Origin of the sequence: Micromonospora sp. NPDC003816 (genome assembly GCF_042874705.1) — a bacterium.
Classification (GTDB): Bacteria; Actinomycetota; Actinomycetes; order Mycobacteriales; family Micromonosporaceae; genus Micromonospora.
Window position 1 is genome coordinate 36,336 of sequence record NZ_JBIANP010000003.1, and the last position, 17,672, is coordinate 54,007.

Consider the following 17,672-nt stretch of genomic DNA (forward strand, 5'->3'; position numbering starts at 1 on the left):
GTGCTGATCGGTGCTGATCCTTCTTAGTCGCCCCAATCAACTCAACACGTCTCGGCCGCCCGGCCGGCTGGAGAGGAGAACGATGTCCAGCGCGAGAGCCAGGAGCAGGCGGGCGACCCAGCCGGTGCCAGGCCAGGAGACCATGGCCCGTGCCGACGCCGCGCACACCACCTGCGGCGGCGCCGGCATGCCGTCCACGGCGAGGGTGCTGTTCGCCGTGGTCAGCGCGAACGGTGTCCTGGTCCGGGGGATGGGCGCCGCGACCGCCGACCGGTTGAGCACCGGGATGTACCAGGTGGTCTTCGACCAGGACGTGACCGCCGCCGGATGCGTCGGCACGGTGGGGCTGTCGGGCAGCTCGGGGCTGGCGCCGTCCGGCCAGATCGCCGTGGCCGGGCGTACCGGCATCCCGAACGCGGTCTTCGTCACCACCTTCGACAGTGCCGGGGCCTCTGCCGACCGGCCCTTCCACCTGGCCGTCCTGGCGTAGCCGTGGAGTGCACCGTCCCGGCGTGGCCGCACGGACGGGGCACCGACCGAGGTCCGGGCACGAGCGCACGGCGCCGTTCGATCCGAGGACCCGAACGTCGCCGCGCTCAGCCGTCTCCCGCCACCGCAGCCGTACGGCGGTACGTCGACGGGGACCTGGCATGGCCGACCAGTGCCGGCCGGTCGTGTCGATCCCCGTTCGGCGTGCCTCCAAACCCTCGGATCGTGCGCAATTCCACTATCTGCAAGTCCCGGCGTGGAGCGGGTCGCAACGGGGTATGTCTCCGTCATGGAGCACTTCACTATCGCCACGGTCGCCGAGAAGAGCCCGGACTTCCGGCGCGTGCTGTGGACCGGGAAGCACACCCAACTGGTGATCATGACGATTCCGGCGGGCGGTGAGATCGGCGAAGAGGTCCACGAGTACATCGACCAGATCCTCACCTTCGTCAGCGGCACCGGCGAGGCCCGGGTGGCCGGCGAGAAGCGCGAGGTCGTGCAGGGAGACCTCGTGGTGGTGCCGGCCGGGACGAAGCACAACTTCGTCAACACCGGGCCGAACCCGCTGGTGCTCTACACCGTCTACGGGCCGCCGGAGCACGCCGACCAGGCGGTGCACAAGACGAAGGAGGAGGCCGACGCGGCCGAGGCCGCCGGCGAGGACGAGCCGCCGACCTCCTGACCCGTCCCGCCGGCCCGGGCCTCCTCCGCCGGCGTGATGTGGACGAGGATCCGGGTACGCGCACCGGATGGTGCAGCCGCCGATCTCCGACTACGCGTTCCTCTCCGACTGTCGATCGGGGGCGTTGGTCGGGCGGGACGGCTCCGTCGACTGGTGGTGCCCGAACAGGTTCGACTCGCCCGCCGTGTTCGCCCGGCTGCTCGACGCCGACGGCGGCCACTGGCGGCTCGCGCCGGTCGCCGCCGGGAGCGCCGGACACCGGGTGCAGCGGGCGTACCGACCGGACACCCTGGTGCTGCGGACCGTGCACCGGACCCCGGAGGGCAGCGTCGCGGTGACCGACGCGCTCGCCGCCGAGGCCGGTGCCCGGGGCCACGAACTCGGCCTGCGGTCGCCGGCCGTGCTGCTCCGCGTCGTGGAAGGACTCTCCGGCCGGGTACGAATGGCGCTCGACTTCCGGCCCCGGCCGGAGAACAGCCTGCTCACCCCTTACTTCTGCGAACTCGACGACGGTGGGGTGCGGGCCGTCGCCGGGCCGGTCGAGTTGACGCTGCGCTGCGCCGGGATGCGGCTGACCGCCGAGCACGACCGGGTGCGGCACGTCTTCGAGGTCGACGAGGGGCAGGTGCTCGGCTTCGAGGTCGCGTACGCCCCCGCCTACGGCGAACGGCCCCCCGCGCTGGACCCGGTCCGGCGGCTGGCGGACACCGTGCAGGCCTGGCGCTCCTTCCGCGACACGCACCACTACGACGGCCGGTACCCGGACCTGGTCCGACAGAGTGCGACCGTGCTCATCGGCCTCACGTACGCCCGCAGTGGCGCGGTCGTCGCGGCACCGACCACGTCGTTGCCGGAACGCGTCGGCGGTGACCGCAACTACGACTACCGCTTCTCCTGGCTGCGCGACTTCGCGATGACGATGCGCGCGCTGTGGGTGGCGGCCTGCCCCACCGAGGCGTCGCGGCTGTTCGACTGGTCGGCCCGCTCGATCGGCCGGATCGGTGCCGATCCGGTGCCGGTGATGTTCGGCCCGGAAGGGGAACGGGACGTCTCCGAGCACGACTGCCCCGGCCTGACCGGCTACGCGGGCAGCTCCCCGGTACGCGTCGGCAACGACGCCTGGCGGCAGCGCCAACTGGACGTACCGGGCGAGATGGTGTCGGCGGTGTGGCGTCTGCGCGACTACCTCGGCGAGCCGTTCGGCACCGAGGTGCGGGAGATGGTGCTCGGCCTCACCGAACAGGTGGCCGCCACCTGGCACCTGCCGGACCGGGGCATGTGGGAGACCCGCGACACCGACCGGCACTACGTGGCGTCGAAGGCGCTCTGCTGGGTGGCGATGGACAAGGCCGTACGGCTGGCACCCCACCTCGGCGAGCGGGCCGACCCACGACGCTGGGCGGGCGTCCGGGACGAGATCCGCGCCACCGTGCTCCGCGACGGCTTCAGCCGGGAGCGGGGTGTCTTCACCGGCGCGTTCGGTTCGCCCGAGCTGGACGCCGCGGTGCTGTACCTGCCGGTGGTGGGCTTCCTGCCGGCGACCGACCCACGGATGCGCGCGACCATCGACGCCGTCGAACGGGAACTCGGCGGCGAGGGCGGCCTGATCCGCCGCTGGGACACCGACCCGGCCGGCTTCCTGCTCTGCTCGTTCTGGCTGGTGGAGTGCCTGGTGCTGGCCGGCGAACAGGAGCGGGCGGCCCGGCTGTTCACGCAGGTGGCCGGGCACGCCAACGACGTCGGCCTGTTCAGCGAGCAGATCGACCTGACCACCGGGGCGCAGCTCGGCAACACCCCGCAGGCGCTGTCGCACATCGGGCTGGTCAACGCCGCCTGGCGGTTGACCGACCCGGCCGCCGAGTGACCGGCCGGGCGTCGCGCGTCAGGCGGGCAGCAGCGGTACGCCGCTCACGTCCACCGTCTCCGGATACTTCAGCCCGGTCCCGGTGTTGAGCACCACCACCCGCTCGCCCGCGCGGATCCAGCCACCGGCGCGCAACCTGCGGGCGGCGGTCAGACAGGCCGCCCCCTCCGGGCAGAGCAGCAGCCCCTCACGAGCCGCGAAGTCCCGCAGGTCGGCGAGGATCTCGGCGTCGTCCACCGCGATCGCGGTTCCGGCGGTGGCGCGTACCGCGGCCAGGATCAACTCGTCGCCGAGCGGCGCCGGCACGGTGATGCCGAACGCCACCGTGTGCGCGTCCGCCCACGGCTGCGCCCGGTCCTCGCCGGCCGCGAACGCGCGCACGATCGGCGCGCAGCCGGTCGACTGCACCGCCACCAGCCGGGGCAGTCTGTCCTCGACCCAGCCCAGCTCGCGCAGCTCACCGAGCGCCTTGTGGATGCCGATCAGCCCCACCCCGCCGCCGGTCGGATAGATGATCACGTCGGGCACCTGCCAGCCCAACTGCTCGACGATCTCGTACCCCATCGTCTTCTTGCCTTCGAGGCGGTACGGCTCGCGCAGCGTACCGGCGTCGAAGATCGAACCGGCCGAGGCCGCGACGAGCGCGGCGACCTGCCGCCCGGCGTCGCCGATCAGCCCGTCCACCAGGCGCAGGTCCGCCCCGGCGGCCACGCACTCGCGGCGGCAGATGGTCGGCGCGGACAGCGGCATGGCGATGGTCGCGCCCATCCCGGCGCGGGCCGCGTAGGTGGCCCACGCGGCGCCCGCGTTGCCGTTGGTCGGCATGGCGATCCGCCGCACCCCCAGCTCCCGGGCCCGGGACACCCCCACCGCCGCGCCGCGCGCCTTGAACGAGCCGGTCGGGGTCAACCCCTCGTCCTTGACCAGCAGCTCGTCGACACCGATCTCCGCGCCGTACGCCGGAGCACGCAGCATCGGCGTCCAACCCTCACCGAGCGTGGTGACGTACGCCGGGTCCGCCACCGGCAGCAGCTCCCGATAGCGCCACAGGTCGGCCGGGCGCAGCCCGAACCGTTCCGGCTCCACCGTCCGCCGCACCGCCGCCAGGTCGTAGCGGGCCAGCAGCGGCGAGCCGCACGAGCAGAGGTTCTGCGGTACGCCGGAGTCGTGCTCGGTGCCGCAGCGCGGGCACTCCAGGTGGGTCAGGTGCACGATGGCCCCCTCAGCTCGCGTCGACGCTGCGCCATGCCGGGCTGCGCCGTCCGGGCTCGTAACCGGAGTCCAGCCGCTTCGCCACGACCCCGGGCAACCCCTGCTCACGGGCGGTACGCAGGGCCTCGGCGCCGGTGCCGGGGAACCACGGCGGAGTCTGCCAGTGCGGCCCGGCCAGCGCCAGACCGTCGAGCAACTCCCGGCGCTGTGGATAGGGCAGGTTGACGCTGCTCACGCCCTCCAGCCAGAGCAGGTCGACCAGCAGATACTGGGCGTCGGAGGTGCTCCGGCCACCCCGGGCGGGTCGAACCCGGCCGGTCCTGTCGATGCGGACCAGGACGCCGTCGAGCACCGCCTCGGTCGGTGCCAGCGCCTCGGCCATCGGGCGCAGCCAGGGGTACCCGCCGGTGATCTCCGCCCCGTCCTCGGCGAGCAGCCGCAACCGCCCGCCCGACACGTACGCCGTCGCGCGTACCCCGTCCCAGCGCAGCTCGTACCCCCAGTCGGCCTGGTCGGCGGGGAGCCGGCGGGCGGGTGTGGGGCGCATCGGCGCGACCTGCTCGGGCATGCTGGTCCAGCCGGGCGGCGGCGGATCGGTGCGTCGCACCATCCAGTCCCGGCCGTCGCGGCCACCGGCGGCGAACAGCACGTACCGCCCGGTGGTGCGCCGGCCGCGCAGCTCCACCACCACCTCGCGCTCCTGCCACTTCTCGCAGTGGTAGGTGCCCCGATCGTGAATGATCATGCGTCCGCCGCCGTACTCGCCGGCCGGGATCTCACCGGAGAAGTCCAGGTACTCCATCGGGTGGTCCTCGGTGTGCACGGCCAGGTGGTTGCGGCCCGGCTCGCGGGGCAGCCCGCGTGGCACCGCCCACGAGGCCAGCACCCCGTCGTGCTCCAGCCGCAGATCCCAGTGCAGGCTGCGGGCGTGGTGCTGCTGGATGACGAAGCGGCCCCGGTCCGCGCCGGCCCGGCGACTCCGGGACGCCGGCACCGGTTCCGGGGTACGCGCCGCGTCGCGCTTGCGCCGGTACTCCTCCAGCCGGTCAGCCACGATGACATTCTCCGGCAAACCGGGGCGGCGTGCCCGGGTCCGGGAATGGCGGCGACGATCAGGGGTAGAACAGTCGGTATGGACCACGTCGACCAGCCCACCGCCGTCCTCCCCGGTGACGTCCGAATCCCCCTGCTCGGTTTCGGCACCTGGCAGGCCACCGGTGAGACCGGCTACAAGGCGGTGCTCGCCGCGCTGGACGCGGGCTACCGGCACATCGACACCGCCACCATGTACGGCAACGAGGAGGAGGTCGGCCGGGCGGTCCGCGAGAGCGGGCTGCGCCGCGAGGACGTCTTCATCACCACCAAACTGCCGGCCGACCAGGTCGGTCGGGAACGCGAGACGATCGAGGCGAGCCTGCGCGCCCTCGGCCTCGACTACGTCGACCTGTGGCTGCTGCACTGGCCGCCCAGCGACCCCGGCGCCCTGATCCCGACCTGGCGCGAGATGCTCGCCGCCCGGGACGCGAACCTGGCCCGCGCGGTCGGCGTGAGCAACTTCAGCACCCCGCAGATCGACGAGCTGATCCAGGCCACCGAGGAGAACCCGGCGGTCAACCAGATCAAGTGGAGCCCCCGGCTGTACGACCGGCAGCGGCACGCCGAACACCGTGACCGGGGCGTGGTGCTGGAGGGCTACAGCCCGTTCAAGGCCAGCGACCTGTCGGACCCGGTGCTGACCCGGATCGCCGGCGCACACAACGTCTCGCCGGCCCAGGTGGTGCTGCGCTGGCACCTCGACCACGAGATCGTGGCGATCCCCAAGTCGGTGACCCCGGACCGGATCCGGGCCAACGCCGACGTCTTCGGCTTCTCCCTCACCGCCGAGGAGATCCGCGACATCGACGCACTGGGCTTGTGACTTTGTGAAAGGAGGGGTCCCCTGCTAACGCCTCGTGCATAGCAGGGGACCCCTTTTAACGTCAGGAGCGGGTGCAGGGCGTCACCGAGCCGCCGCGTTCCCAGCGGTGCAGCACGAGCCGGCGTCGTCCCTCGTCGACGACGACCGGCTCGTCACCGGTCGGCCGGTAGCCGACCGCCCGAGCGGTGGCCATGCTGCCCGTATTGTCCGCCTCGATCTCCAGGTACGTCGTGGGCAGGCCCGGGATCGAGTCGGCGTACGCGGTCAGCAGTCGCAGCGCCCGGGCGGCCAGCCGCTCGCCCCGATAGGGCGGCCCGACCGCGTACCCGATGCCGCCGGTGACCAGGTTGAGCATCACCTCGCCCCGGGCCAGGTCGTCGGCGTCGGTGACGGCCAGGTACAGCCTGTCGCGGGAGGCCCGCGCCTTCGCCAGGTACGCCTCGGCCGCGGCCCGGTCGAAGGGCGTGGCCACCGGTAGCCGATGGGCCATCTCCGGATGATCGAAGATCACGACGAGCTGAGGCAGGTCGTGTACCGCCCACGGGCGCAGCACGAGCCCGTCACCCTCAAGGCGAATCTGCACGGCCTCTGTCCTCTCGCCGGCTGGATGTTAGGAAGGGTCCCCTCCTATGCACGAGGCGTTAGGAGGGGACCCTTCCTTACATCAGGTTAGGAACGGGAGCAGGTGGCGCCGTTGAGGGTGAAGGTGGTGGGGGAGGAGTACGACCCGCTCAGCGAGCCCTGGTAGCCGAAGCTGGCCGTGGCGCCGGGGGCGAGGGTGCCGTTCCAGGTGATGTTCCGCGCGGTCACCGAGGATCCGCTCTGGCTCACCGTGGCGTTCCAGGAGCTGGTGATCTGCTGTCCGGAGGGCAGTGAGTACGCCAGCGTCCAGCCGTTGAGGGTGCTCGACCCGGTGTTGGTGATCTGCACGTCGGCGGTGAAGCCGTTGTTCCACGAGTTGGCGGTGTACTTGACCGCGCACGCGCCGCTGCCCGAGGGCGGCGGGGTGGTGGTGGGCGGCGGGTTGGTGCCGCCGCCGTTGACCGAGGCCGAGAAGTTGGTGACGGCCAGGCCGGCGCCGCCCTGCCAGGGCTCGAAGCCGGCCTGGATGCTGGTCAGGTACCAGGAGTTGGTGATCGCGCCCCGGTTGCGGGTGTCGTTGATGAAGGCCAGCAGGTTGAGGTTCGCGCTGCTGATGGCCGACGGCGACAGGTACGAGATGACGTTGTTGGAGCCGTTGCTGCCGCGCCAGACCTCCCAGTTCCGGCCGTCGATGTTCGCGTTGCCGACGGGGGAACCGATGGGCTGGATGGAGCCCTGGCGGTTGAGCCAGATCATGATCTCCATCTGGTTCACGCCGTCGCGCTTGGGCGACGGGTCGAGCCAGATGTCGTACGAGGCGTTGTAGGTGGCCCCGCTGACGTACCGGTAGTTGATGCTGCTGCTCGCGCTGCTGATCTGGCTGACCTGGATCGGCAGGTTGGTGCCGGGGGAGCAGTTGGTGTAGTGGCAACCGACGAAGACCGACGGGTACGCGGTGGGAGCGCCGTTGGTCGGGCTGCTGCCGTTCTGGGTTCTGATCTCGAAGCCGCTGCTGGTCACGTTGATGCACTGCTCGGCGGTGGTGCCCCAACGGTTGTTCTGCACCACGTAGCGGTTCTGGATCACCGTGCTGCCGTACTGCTCGCAGATCAGGGTGTCGGCGGAGGCGGTGCCGCCGAGGGCCACGGCGACGGTGGAGCCGGCGGCGAGCAGGCCGACGGCCGTGATGGCCCGCAGGATACGTCTCATGATGCTCCTTGCGCTGCGGCGTCAGGGACGCCGGGACGGTGTGCGAGTGGAGCGGAGGGAGGTGCTCGCCGCCGGGGGGTGGGTGGCTCCGGGAGCGCTCCCATGTGCTCATCGTCACATTTACATACTTGAAACAACGGGCGCAACCGACCGGGGTTATTGAGGGGAATTATGAGGTGTGTCACGTACGCGCCGACCGGTCGGCGCAAGGCCCCCGGCCGGGCGCTGGGCGGCGCCGACGGGAGGGATCGCCGCGCCGAGGGATGTCCGTCGTGGGCTGGTTGCCTCTGGCGTGCACCGATTGCGCCGAGTAGTGTCTTGCCTCCAACGCGTGCCGACCACTCCGGAGGCGTACAACCCCATGCGTAGCTCCCCCCTGCGCATTCTCGTCGTCGGCGCGGGCATCGCCGGTCTTGCCGTGGCCCGGGCGCTGCGCCTGGCGGGTTTCCGGCCGGACGTGACCGACAAGGCGCCCCCGGGCGAACTCGCCGACGCCGGCCTCTACCTGCCGGGCAACGCCGCCCGCGCGCTGCGCCGACTCGACCTGGACGACCCGGTACGCCCCTACGGGCAGGTCATCCACCGCCAGCGCTTCCTGGACGCGGACGGCGTACCGCTGTGCGAGGTCGACCTCGACACACTCTGGGCCGGCGTCGGCGAATGCCGCGCCTTGCCCCGCGCCGACCTGCACCGGGTCCTGCTCAGCGGGGCCGGCGGCGCGGTCCGGCACGGCGCCGAGGTCCGCACCATCGACCTGCTGGCCAACACCGTCGGCGTCACCTTCGTCGACGGCACCCAGACCGAGTACGACCTGGTCATCGGTGCCGACGGTCCGCGCTCCTCGATCCGGGCGCTGGCCGCACTCGGTGGACCGCCCCGCCCCGCCGGTCAGGTGGTCTACCGCAGTGTCGTCCGCGACGGGCCGACCGTCCGGGACTGGACCGCGCTGCTCGGTCAACGCAGCGGGATCCTGGTGGTGCCGATCGGTGCCGGTCGGCTGCACTGCTACGCGGACGAGGCCGGCACCGCGTCGCCGGCCGACCCGAGGGCCCGGCTGCGGGAGCTGTTCGGCGAGTACGGCGGCCCGGTGCCCGAAGTGCTCGACGCGCTCGGGACGGTGCACGCCAGCGTCACCGACGAGGTCGAACTCGGTCGCTGGCACCGGGGCCGGGTGCTGCTGGTCGGTGACGCCGCCCACGCCACCGCGCCGACGCTCTCCCAGGGTGCCGCGATGGCTCTGGAGGACGCGGTGGTGCTCGCCGAGTCGCTGGCCGCCGCCGGCAGCGTCGAGGCGGCGCTGACCGCGTACGAGAGCCGCCGCCGACCGCGTACCCGATGGGTGCGGGACCGGACCCGGGACCGCAACCGCACCCGCGACGTGCCGCCGGCGCTCCGCGACCCGTTGTTGCGCGGACGCGGCGACCGCATCTTCGGCGAGCATTACCGGTTGCTCCTCGGCCCGCTGTGATCCACGCCCGGTGACCCCACGCGGCGCTCTCACCTGCCGGGGACTATCCTCCTTGCGGATGACGGCCCGCAGAGACACGCGTGCCGAGCGGGACAACCCAGAACCGGAGGCCACTCGTGACCACCGTCGCACCCAAGCCGGTCGTGACCCGGCCCTGGCCGGTCCGGGAGCCGGTCAAGGGGTCGGCCATCGCGCGGCTGTTGCGGTCCACGGACGCGAAGCAAATCGGGATCATGTACATGGTCACCGCGTTCGTGTTCTTCATGATCGGTGGCCTGATGGCCCTGATCATGCGGGCCGAGCTGGCCCGGCCCGGGCTGCAGTTCCTCTCGCCCGAGCAGTACAACCAGCTGTTCACGATGCACGGCACGATCATGTTGCTGTTCTTCGCGACGCCGATCGTGTTCGCCTTCGGTAACTACATCGTGCCGATCCAGATCGGCGCGCCGGACGTCTCCTTCCCGCGACTGAACAGCTTCGCCTACTGGCTGTACCTGTTCGGTGGCACCATGGCCACCGCCGGCTTCCTGACCCCGGGCGGCGCGGCGGACTTCGGCTGGACGGCGTACACCCCGCTGAGCACCGTGGAGCACTCTCCCGGCGTCGGCGCGAACATGTGGGTGGTCGGTCTGGCCATCTCCGGTCTGGGCACGATCCTCGGCGCGGTCAACCTGATCACCACGATCCTGACCCTGCGCGCGCCCGGCATGACCATGTTCCGGATGCCGATCTTCACCTGGAACATGCTGGTCACCAGCCTCCTGGTGATCCTGGTCTTCCCGCTGCTGGCCGCCGCGCTGTTCGCGCTCGCCGCCGACCGGCTCCTCGGTGCCCACGTCTACAGCCCGGACACCGGCGGCCCGATGCTGTGGCAGCACCTGTTCTGGTTCTTCGGGCACCCCGAGGTCTACATCATCGCGCTGCCGTTCTTCGGCATCATCAGCGAGATCATCCCGGTCTTCTCCCGCAAGCCGATCTTCGGCTACAAGGGTCTGGTCGCCGCCACCATCGCCATCGCCGGCCTGTCGATGAGCGTGTGGGCACACCACATGTTCGCCACCGGCCAGGTGCTGCTGCCGTTCTTCAGCTTCCTGAGCTACCTGATCGCCGTGCCGACCGGTATGAAGTTCTTCAACTGGATCGGCACCATGTGGCGCGGCCAGATCAGCTTCGAGACGCCGATGCTCTGGTCCGTCGGCTTCCTGGTCACCTTCCTCTTCGGTGGCCTGACCGGCGTGCTGCTGGCCGCCCCGCCGCTCGACTTCCACATGCACGACTCGTACTTCGTGGTGGCGCACTTCCACTACGTGCTCTTCGGCACGATCGTGTTCGCGGTGTTCGCCGGCATCTACTTCTGGTTCCCGAAGATGTTCGGCCGGATGCTGGACGAGCGGCTCGGCAAGATTCACTTCTGGCTGACCATGATCGGTTTCCATACCACGTTCCTGGTGCAGCACTGGCTCGGCAACGAGGGCATGCCCCGGCGGTACGCCGACTACCAGGCCATCGACGGCTTCACCACGCTGAACATGATCTCCACGATCGGCGCGTTCATCACCGGTATCTCCACGCTGCCGTTCATCTACAACTGCTGGAAGGCGTACAAGGCCGGTCCGGTGGTCGAGGTCGACGACCCGTGGGGCCACGGCAACTCGCTGGAGTGGGCGACCACCTCCCCGCCGCCGCTGCGCAACTTCGACCGGATGCCCCGCATCCGCTCCGAGCGCCCCGCCTTCGACGCCAAGTTCCCCGAGCTTGCCGCCGGGCAGAGCCTGGCCGGCCCGCCCGAGGGTGGCTCCAAGCCGCTCACCAGCGAGTCCGACGGCGGTGCCAGCTACCAGGAGGACACCTCCAGCGACATCGATCGCCGCTGACACCACCACACGCACCCACGACGGGCGCCACCCCCACCCGGGGAGGCGCCCGTCGCCCTTTCCACCCAGGGGCCGTACGTCGGGTCGACCACCGGAAACCTGATCGGCGCTGCCGTGCCCCGCTGCGGTGCGGCAGCAACTTCATGGTTGTTGCTGTCTCAGAGCGAGACGAGGCAGCAACGTCCCTGAAGTTGCTGCCTCGGCCACGGCCGTCAACAGAGGGCCAGGGCGACGGCCAGGGAGGCGGGTGCGGGTTTGACGCGGCGGCCGTGTCAGGAGGTGGTCGTGGAGAGGGCCGGTGTGGGTTCGTGCTCCGGGCCCGATCGGACCAAAGGGATGGGCGTGGCGTCGGCGGGGACGGTGGGTGGCGGGGTGTCGAGGGTGGTGCGGTCGGCGCGGCGGTGGCGTAGCTCGATCGGGAGGACCGCGAGGGCCACCAGGGCGCCGATCGCGCCGGTGACGGCGAAGCCCCACAGCGGGGTGGAGGCGTCGATGACCGCTCCGGACAGGGGGGCGCCGACGGCGATGCCGACGGTGACGGCCGAGCCGTGCAGGCCCATGGCCTCGCCGCGTACGCCGGCGGGGGCGAGACGGCTCACCGCGTCGGAGGTGGCGGCGATGGTGGGCGCGCAGAGGGCTCCGGCCGGGATCAGGGCCAGGCAGAGCAGCCACCAGTGTGAGCCACCCAACCCGACGGGGATGGTGCACAGGCTCAACGCGCCCATCAGCGCCACGGTGGAGAAGGAGCGGCGGGCGGCGCCGTACGCGAAACCGCCGGCCAGCGACGCCACCGCCCAGACGGCGAGGACCACGCCGGTGAACCCGGCGTCGCCGTTCTCGCGCAGGACCGCGATGACCGCCACGTCGGTGCCACCGAGTACGAGGGTCGCTGCGGTGCTGACGGCGAAGACGGCGATCAGCCGGGAGGTGAGCCACTGGCGTCGGGCGATCCTCGGCTGCGGGCCGGCGGCTGCCTCACCGGCGCTGCGGACCGGCGGGTTGAGCATCCACAGCGCGATACCGGCGGTGACGATTCCGGCGCCGACCAGGTAGAGCGTGAGGCGCGCGGAGACGGTGGTCACGCCGACCGTGGCGAGCGCCGGGCCGATCATGAAGGACAGCTCGACGGACATCGAGTCGAGTGCGTACGCGGGGCGGCGTTTCTCCGGTGGCACGAGCGCGGCGACGGACTGCCGGATCACCGAGAAGATGGGCAGCGCGAGCAGGCCGGCCAGGAAGGCGGCCGGCAGCAGCAGCGGGTACGAGAGCTGTGGCGCGGTGGACCAGAAGACGGCTTCGGCGACGGTGGTGAGGACCAGGACGGGACGCAGCCCATGGCGGTCCACCAGCCGGCCGAGCAGCGGGGCGCCGACGGCGGCACCGACGGTGATCGCGGCACCGGCCAGTCCGGCGGCGCCGTAGCCGCGCCCGAGGTCCTGCACGACATAGAAGGTCAACGTGACCCCGGTCGCCGTCAGTGGGATGCGCGCTAGTACCGCCACCAGCAGCAATGACCGGAGACCGGGTAGGGCGAGCGCCTCCCGGTAAGGCTTCATGTTCACGTCGGTCCGTACCTCCGCCGGACATCTTCGACGGAGGGTGGTGCCGACGCCAGCCAATTAGCCGATCATGCGTCCCTGATCACAGGGGCGCCGTGCACGGTGATCCCGGCACCCTCGAAGGCGCGCAGCGCGACGTCGGTGGTGTCGGGCGCGACGGCGGCGGTCAGGTCCAGCAGCACGGTGGTGGCGAAGCCCTCGCGGGCGGCGTCCAGGGCGGTCGCACGGACGCAGTGGTCGGTGGCGATGCCGACCACGTCGACCCGGTCCACCCCGTGTCGGCGCAGCCAGTCGGCCAGTCCCGCGCCGTCGGGGGTCTGCCCTTCGAAGCCGGAGTACGCGGCGGCGTACTCGCCCTTGTGGAAGACGGCCTCGATCCGGTCGGTGGCCAGCTCCGGGTGGAACTCGGAGCCCGTCGTGCCGACCACGCAGTGCCGGGGCCAGGTGCTGACGTAGTCCGGTGCGTCGGCGAAGTGGTTGCCCGGGTCCACGTGGTAGTCCTTCGTCGCCACCACGTGGTCCCAGCGCTCCGGCTCACCGGCCAGCAGCCGGGAGATCCCGGCGGCGACGCCGGCTCCGCCCGCGACGGCCAGCGAGCCGCCCTCGCAGAAGTCCTTCTGCACGTCGACGATGATCAGCGCGTTGCTCACCGACGCGCTCCTTTCACTCGGCGGGTAGGGCGGTCATCCGGCGGGTACGACGGTGACCGGGATGGCCGGGTCGCCCGTGGAGAGCTTGAGGCCCTCCCACGGGATGGAGATCAGGCACTGGCGCAGGTGTTCGCGCGACTCGTCCAGCGTCGGCAGTTCCACCGGCTCGCCGTCGGCGACGTACGACCGTTGCAGCAGTCGGTCGTGGGAACGGCGGTCCGGCACGCCCTGCGAGACGATGATCTCTTCGGTGGCGGTGCCGGTGGGCTTGTGTCGGCGGACCGCGACCTTGCGTCCGCCGATGGTGGCCTTGTGCTCGGAGCGCTTGACGACCGGCCGTCCCTCGACCTCGACCAGCTTGTAGACCAGGCCGGCGGTGGGCGCGCCGGAGCCGGTGACCACGGCGGTGCCGGCGCCGTACATGTCCACCGGCTCGGCGGCGAGTGAGGCGATGGCGTACTCGTCGAGGTCGCCGGAGACGATGATCTTCGTCTCGGTGGCGCCGAGCGAGTCCAGCAGTTCCCGGGACTGCTGGGCGATCACCGTCAGGTCGCCGGAGTCGATCCGGACCGCCCGCAGCTCCGGCCCGGCCACCTCGATCGCGTTACGGATGCCCTGGCTGATGTCGTACGTGTCGACCAGGAGCGTGGTCTCCTTGCCCAACGTGGCGACCTGCGAGGCGAAGGCGGCCCGCTCGTCGTCGTGCAGCAGGGTGAACGCGTGCGCGGCGGTGCCGGCGGTGGGGATGCCGTACCGCTGACCGGCGGCGAGGTTGGAGGTGTACCGGAACCCGGCGAGGTATGCGGCACGGGCCGCCGCGACGGCGGCCTCCTCGTGTGCCCGCCGGGAACCCATCTCGATCAGGGCCCGGCCCCGGGCGGCGGTCACCATCCGGGCTGCGGCGGCGGCCACCGCGCAGTCGTGGTTGAGCACCGACAGCACCAGCGTCTCCAGCACCACGCACTCGGCGAAACCACCGGTGACGGTGAGGATGGGGGAGCCGGGGAAGAAGAGGTCGCCCTCGGGGTAGCCGTCGATGTCGCCGGTGAACCGGTAGTCGGCGAGCCACGCGGCACCCTGCTCGTCGACCACACCGGTGCGGCGCAGGAAGTCCAGGTCGGCCGGGTCGAAGCGGAACTCGCGGAGCATCTCCACCAGCCGGGTGGTGCCGGCGACCACGCCGTAGCGGCGGCCGATCGGCAGCCGCCGGCTGAACACCTCGAAGACGCAGCGGCGATCCGCCGTGCCGTCGCGAAGGGCGGCGCTGACCATGGTCAGCTCGTAGTGGTCCGTCAGCAGGGCGGGACGAAGGCTGTGCACAGCCCCAGCCTAGGGTTCAGGCGGTCGCCGTGCCGTCGTGGCCCGGGATCGTCCGCAGCGCCGCCCGCAGTTCGACGCGTCCGGTAACCCCGAGCTTGGTGTAGATCCGCTGGAGGTGGTTCTCCACCGTCCGCGCGGAGAGAAAGAGCTGCTCAGCGATGGCGCGGCTGGTCTCGCCGAAGGCCGCCAGCCGGGCCACCTGCCACTCCCGGTCGCTGAGCGTCGGGGTGGCCGCGCGCAGCGCCGGAGTGTGCACCATGTCACAGCAGCCGAGCATCACCGCGAGCCGCTCACCGGCGCTGGCGAGCTGCGGCGAGCGACGCTGGCGCAGCAGGTGCACCGCCTCGGCGGCGGCCTCCGCGGCCGGCAGCGCCAGCCCCAGGTCCAGGAAACCGTCGGCGGCGGCGAGCAGCTGCTCGGGCGAACTCTCCGCCGCCGCGCGGGCGTGCCGGGCCAGGAGCGGCGGCAGGGTGCCGTCGACCTGTTCCGAGAGTTCGGCCAGCCGCTGGGCGACCGTGCGGCGGCTGCCGTCGGAGCAGGTCGGGCCGGTCGGCGCGGTGGCCTCGCCGAGGCGTACCAGATCGTGCAGCACCAGGGTCTCGTGCCCGGCGAAGCCGTCCACCCGCAGCCGGTCGACCAGCCCGTGCAGGTGGGCCGCCGCGCCGGTCAGGTCACCACCGGCCGCGAGCGTGGCCGCCCGGGCCTGCTCCAGCCACGGGTACAGCACGGCCATGCTCGGCGCGTGGATGCGGTCCGCCTCGGCCATCGCCTCGGCGGCCTGCCGGGCGTCGCCGCGCAACGCGGCGGCCTGTGCGCGTTCGGCCTGGGCGAGACCGGCGTACACCCGACTGGTCGCCAGCACCGCGCAGGCACCGAGCGCGGCCTGCAACGCCGCGTCGCTGCGTCCGCGCAGCCGGGCCGCGTACGCGCGCAGGATCGCCAGGTAGCCGCTGCCCAGCCGGAAGTCACCCGCGTCGGCCAGGTCGGCGAACTCGTCGGCGACCAGCGCGTCGATGCCGGACAGGTCACCGGAGAGCGCCAACCGGGTGCCCCGGGCCAACTCCACGGCGAGTTGGAGGTATGGCATGTCCGCCCGCCAACTGGCCACCTTCGCCTGGACGAGGTCGACGGCGGTGGCGCTGCGGCACAGTTGCCCCTGCACCGCCTGGAGGTGGGCGATGGCGCACCGGGCCAGCTCCCGCGCGGCGATGCTGGCGGCCGGACGGTCCAGCACGTTCTGGGCGAGCCGGAGCGCGGTCGGCGCGTCCAGCCGGTGCAGCCGCATGATCGATTCGAAGGCGCGTACCCGGGCCTGTGCGGCGTGGTCCTTGAGGTCGCCGCCCCGCTTGGCGATCTCCTCCACCGTCGAGTGCTGACTGAGTCCCCAGTAGCTGACCATGCCGCGGACCGTGAGCCACCGGCTGAGTCGTTCCTCGTCACCGGTGTCGGTGGCGACGGCGTCGAGCACGCCGAGCGCCTCGGCCGGGCGGTCGGCGAACATCAGGATGGTGGCCAGCAGCTCGGCCGCGTCGAACCCGCCGTCGGCGTCGAGCGCGGCCCGCGCCAGCCGGGTCGCCAGCGGTACGTCGTAGCGCGCGAACGCCTGAGCGGCCGCGTCGACCAGCATCGCCGGATCCTGCGCGGTGCCGGAGTCCAGGCGCCACACGGCGACCCGCAACAGGTCCTCCCGGCGTCGCTTGCCGACCCCTTCCAGCAGTTCGGCGAGGTGTGCCTGCAACCGGCGGGTCCGGCTGACCGGGCACTGCCGGCGTACCACCTCGCCGTAGAGCGGGTGGGCCAGGCGGACGTCGACCCGCCGGTCGGAGGGGGCCACCGTGATCAGACCGCGCTCCTCGGCGGTCTCCACATCGGCCTGTTCCGCCGCGCGGTACAGCAGCCGCAGGCCCAGCGGCTCGCCAAACGCGACCAGCTCGACGACCGTGCGGACGCCCGGGGTGAGCTGGTTGATCCGGATGTCGATCAGGTCGGTCAGGTTGGGTGCCAACTCCAGTCGGCCGGTCCAGGTCCAGACGCCGTACTTCTTGCTGGACTCGCCGCTGTTGGTGACGGCGTGCACCAGTTCGCGCAGCAGCAGCGGGTTGCCGGAGCTGAGTCGGCCGAGCCGCTCGGACGAGGCGTGGTCGACCTGGCAGCCGAGGATCTCCCGGAGCAACCGGGCGGTCTCGGCCGGTGGCAGTGGGCTCACCTCGGCGTGGTCGACCAGTCCGTCCGTCCACAGTGCGCGGATCGGCAGCGGGATCTGTTCGCCGTCGCGCAGGGTGCCCACCACGGAGGCGTTCTCGGACCGGGCGACCAGGTGCACGAGTGCGGCCGACGGCGGGTCGAGCAGGTGGGCGTCGTCGACGGCGAGCACGATCCGTCGGCCGGCGGCCTGCTGCTGCAACACGTCCACGGCCCAGCGCAGGATGCCGGCCGGGGAGAGCCCCTGTGGTTGTTCGACGGGAAGCACCTGGACCAGGCCGCCGAACTGCACCGCCTGGGTGGTGGCGCTGGCCGCGATCCACCAGACCGCGTACTCCTCGACGGGCAGCGCGTTGACGCCTTCCCGGAGCAGACGGCTCTTGCCGATACCCGGGCTTCCGGCGAAGAATATGCCTCGCCGGCCCTGGGCGCCGGTCACCGCCGCCTGCAGACGGTCGAGTTCCGCCGTGCGGCCCACGAACTTCCACCGACTCATTCGCGCAGCATATCGATGGAACTGTGCCCCGGCCGGTAGCCCGAGCGGGTGAAGTTGAGTAGTCGCGGAGTTACCCAAGAGTACTTTCGTTTGTCCCGTTCCCGCCGCCCGCGCCCGTACTCTTCCGAAATCCGGGTGCGTCGCCGG

General features: G+C 71.7%; 14 protein-coding genes. 6 read left to right on the forward strand and 8 right to left on the reverse strand.

Annotated features, from left to right (window positions below; genetic code table 11):
- Positions 1 to 82: 82 nt before the first annotated feature.
- From ACFYTT_RS11055 to ACFYTT_RS11065, 3 genes are all read left to right on the forward strand, one after another.
- Entirely contained in the window at positions 83 to 490 is a 408-nt protein-coding gene (locus tag ACFYTT_RS11055; RefSeq protein WP_254876738.1) for a hypothetical protein, read from the forward strand.
- A gap of 288 nt (positions 491 to 778) precedes the next feature.
- The gene (locus ACFYTT_RS11060; protein WP_387258717.1) at positions 779 to 1,171 is read left to right on the forward strand and encodes a cupin domain-containing protein; all 393 of its coding nucleotides are present in this window, start codon (positions 779 to 781) and stop codon (positions 1,169 to 1,171) included.
- A gap of 67 nt (positions 1,172 to 1,238) precedes the next feature.
- Positions 1,239 to 3,035, forward strand: coding sequence for a glycoside hydrolase family 15 protein (locus tag ACFYTT_RS11065; protein ID WP_176092846.1), 1,797 nt, complete (start codon positions 1,239 to 1,241; stop codon positions 3,033 to 3,035).
- Positions 3,036 to 3,053: 18 nt separating this feature from the next.
- Here ACFYTT_RS11065 and ACFYTT_RS11070 read toward each other — a convergent pair whose 3' ends face one another.
- Positions 3,054 to 4,247 (reverse strand): threonine synthase, encoded by a 1,194-nt coding sequence (locus tag ACFYTT_RS11070; protein WP_357212797.1) that lies wholly within the window; start codon positions 4,245 to 4,247, stop codon positions 3,054 to 3,056.
- Between the two features lie 10 nt (positions 4,248 to 4,257).
- Positions 4,258 to 5,301: a DNA polymerase ligase N-terminal domain-containing protein gene (locus ACFYTT_RS11075; protein WP_387258720.1), complete on the reverse strand. Its 1,044-nt coding sequence runs from the start codon at positions 5,299 to 5,301 to the stop codon at positions 4,258 to 4,260.
- A gap of 78 nt (positions 5,302 to 5,379) precedes the next feature.
- On the opposite strand from ACFYTT_RS11075, the gene ACFYTT_RS11080 reads away from it, so the two are divergent.
- On the forward strand, positions 5,380 to 6,165 hold the full coding sequence (locus tag ACFYTT_RS11080; protein WP_131052073.1) for an aldo/keto reductase: 786 nt from the start codon (positions 5,380 to 5,382) through the stop codon (positions 6,163 to 6,165).
- A 61-nt stretch (positions 6,166 to 6,226) separates the two neighbouring features.
- Here ACFYTT_RS11080 and ACFYTT_RS11085 read toward each other — a convergent pair whose 3' ends face one another.
- On the reverse strand, positions 6,227 to 6,748 hold the full coding sequence (locus tag ACFYTT_RS11085) for a GNAT family N-acetyltransferase (RefSeq protein ID WP_387258722.1): 522 nt from the start codon (positions 6,746 to 6,748) through the stop codon (positions 6,227 to 6,229).
- Positions 6,749 to 6,834: 86 nt separating this feature from the next.
- On the reverse strand, positions 6,835 to 7,956 hold the full coding sequence (locus ACFYTT_RS11090; protein WP_387258724.1) for a cellulose binding domain-containing protein: 1,122 nt from the start codon (positions 7,954 to 7,956) through the stop codon (positions 6,835 to 6,837).
- Positions 7,957 to 8,317: 361 nt separating this feature from the next.
- Here ACFYTT_RS11090 and ACFYTT_RS11095 point away from each other — a divergent pair, with 361 nt between their 5' ends.
- Together ACFYTT_RS11095 and ctaD are read left to right on the forward strand one after the other, a co-directional pair.
- Complete coding sequence (locus ACFYTT_RS11095) at positions 8,318 to 9,424, forward strand: FAD-dependent monooxygenase (RefSeq protein WP_131052076.1); 1,107 nt, start codon at positions 8,318 to 8,320, stop codon at positions 9,422 to 9,424.
- Positions 9,425 to 9,540: 116 nt separating this feature from the next.
- On the forward strand, positions 9,541 to 11,298 hold the full coding sequence (ctaD, locus tag ACFYTT_RS11100) for a cytochrome c oxidase subunit I (protein WP_131052077.1): 1,758 nt from the start codon (positions 9,541 to 9,543) through the stop codon (positions 11,296 to 11,298).
- 272 nt (positions 11,299 to 11,570) lie between these two features.
- Here ctaD and ACFYTT_RS11105 read toward each other — a convergent pair whose 3' ends face one another.
- The 4 genes from ACFYTT_RS11105 to ACFYTT_RS11120 form a co-directional block, all read right to left on the reverse strand.
- Complete coding sequence (locus ACFYTT_RS11105) at positions 11,571 to 12,854, reverse strand: MFS transporter (RefSeq protein WP_131052088.1); 1,284 nt, start codon at positions 12,852 to 12,854, stop codon at positions 11,571 to 11,573.
- 71 nt (positions 12,855 to 12,925) lie between these two features.
- Positions 12,926 to 13,507: an isochorismatase family protein gene (locus ACFYTT_RS11110; RefSeq protein ID WP_131052078.1), complete on the reverse strand. Its 582-nt coding sequence runs from the start codon at positions 13,505 to 13,507 to the stop codon at positions 12,926 to 12,928.
- 33 nt (positions 13,508 to 13,540) lie between these two features.
- Complete coding sequence (locus ACFYTT_RS11115) at positions 13,541 to 14,827, reverse strand: nicotinate phosphoribosyltransferase (protein WP_176092850.1); 1,287 nt, start codon at positions 14,825 to 14,827, stop codon at positions 13,541 to 13,543.
- A gap of 16 nt (positions 14,828 to 14,843) precedes the next feature.
- Positions 14,844 to 17,525: a LuxR family transcriptional regulator gene (locus ACFYTT_RS11120; protein ID WP_131052080.1), complete on the reverse strand. Its 2,682-nt coding sequence runs from the start codon at positions 17,523 to 17,525 to the stop codon at positions 14,844 to 14,846.
- Between the last annotated feature and the right edge of the window lie 147 nt (positions 17,526 to 17,672).

Coding starts and splice junctions, on each gene's coding strand:
- ACFYTT_RS11060 (WP_387258717.1), top strand. CDS start 779: ATGGAGCACTTCACTATCGCCACGGTCGCCGAGAAGAGCCCGGACTTC.
- ACFYTT_RS11065 (WP_176092846.1), top strand. CDS start 1,239: ATGGTGCAGCCGCCGATCTCCGACTACGCGTTCCTCTCCGACTGTCGA.
- ACFYTT_RS11080 (WP_131052073.1), top strand. CDS start 5,380: ATGGACCACGTCGACCAGCCCACCGCCGTCCTCCCCGGTGACGTCCGA.
- ACFYTT_RS11120 (WP_131052080.1), bottom strand. CDS start 17,525: ATGAGTCGGTGGAAGTTCGTGGGCCGCACGGCGGAACTCGACCGTCTG.
- ACFYTT_RS11055 (WP_254876738.1), top strand. CDS start 83: ATGTCCAGCGCGAGAGCCAGGAGCAGGCGGGCGACCCAGCCGGTGCCA.
- ACFYTT_RS11095 (WP_131052076.1), top strand. CDS start 8,318: ATGCGTAGCTCCCCCCTGCGCATTCTCGTCGTCGGCGCGGGCATCGCC.
- ACFYTT_RS11105 (WP_131052088.1), bottom strand. CDS start 12,854: ATGAAGCCTTACCGGGAGGCGCTCGCCCTACCCGGTCTCCGGTCATTG.
- ACFYTT_RS11090 (WP_387258724.1), bottom strand. CDS start 7,956: ATGAGACGTATCCTGCGGGCCATCACGGCCGTCGGCCTGCTCGCCGCC.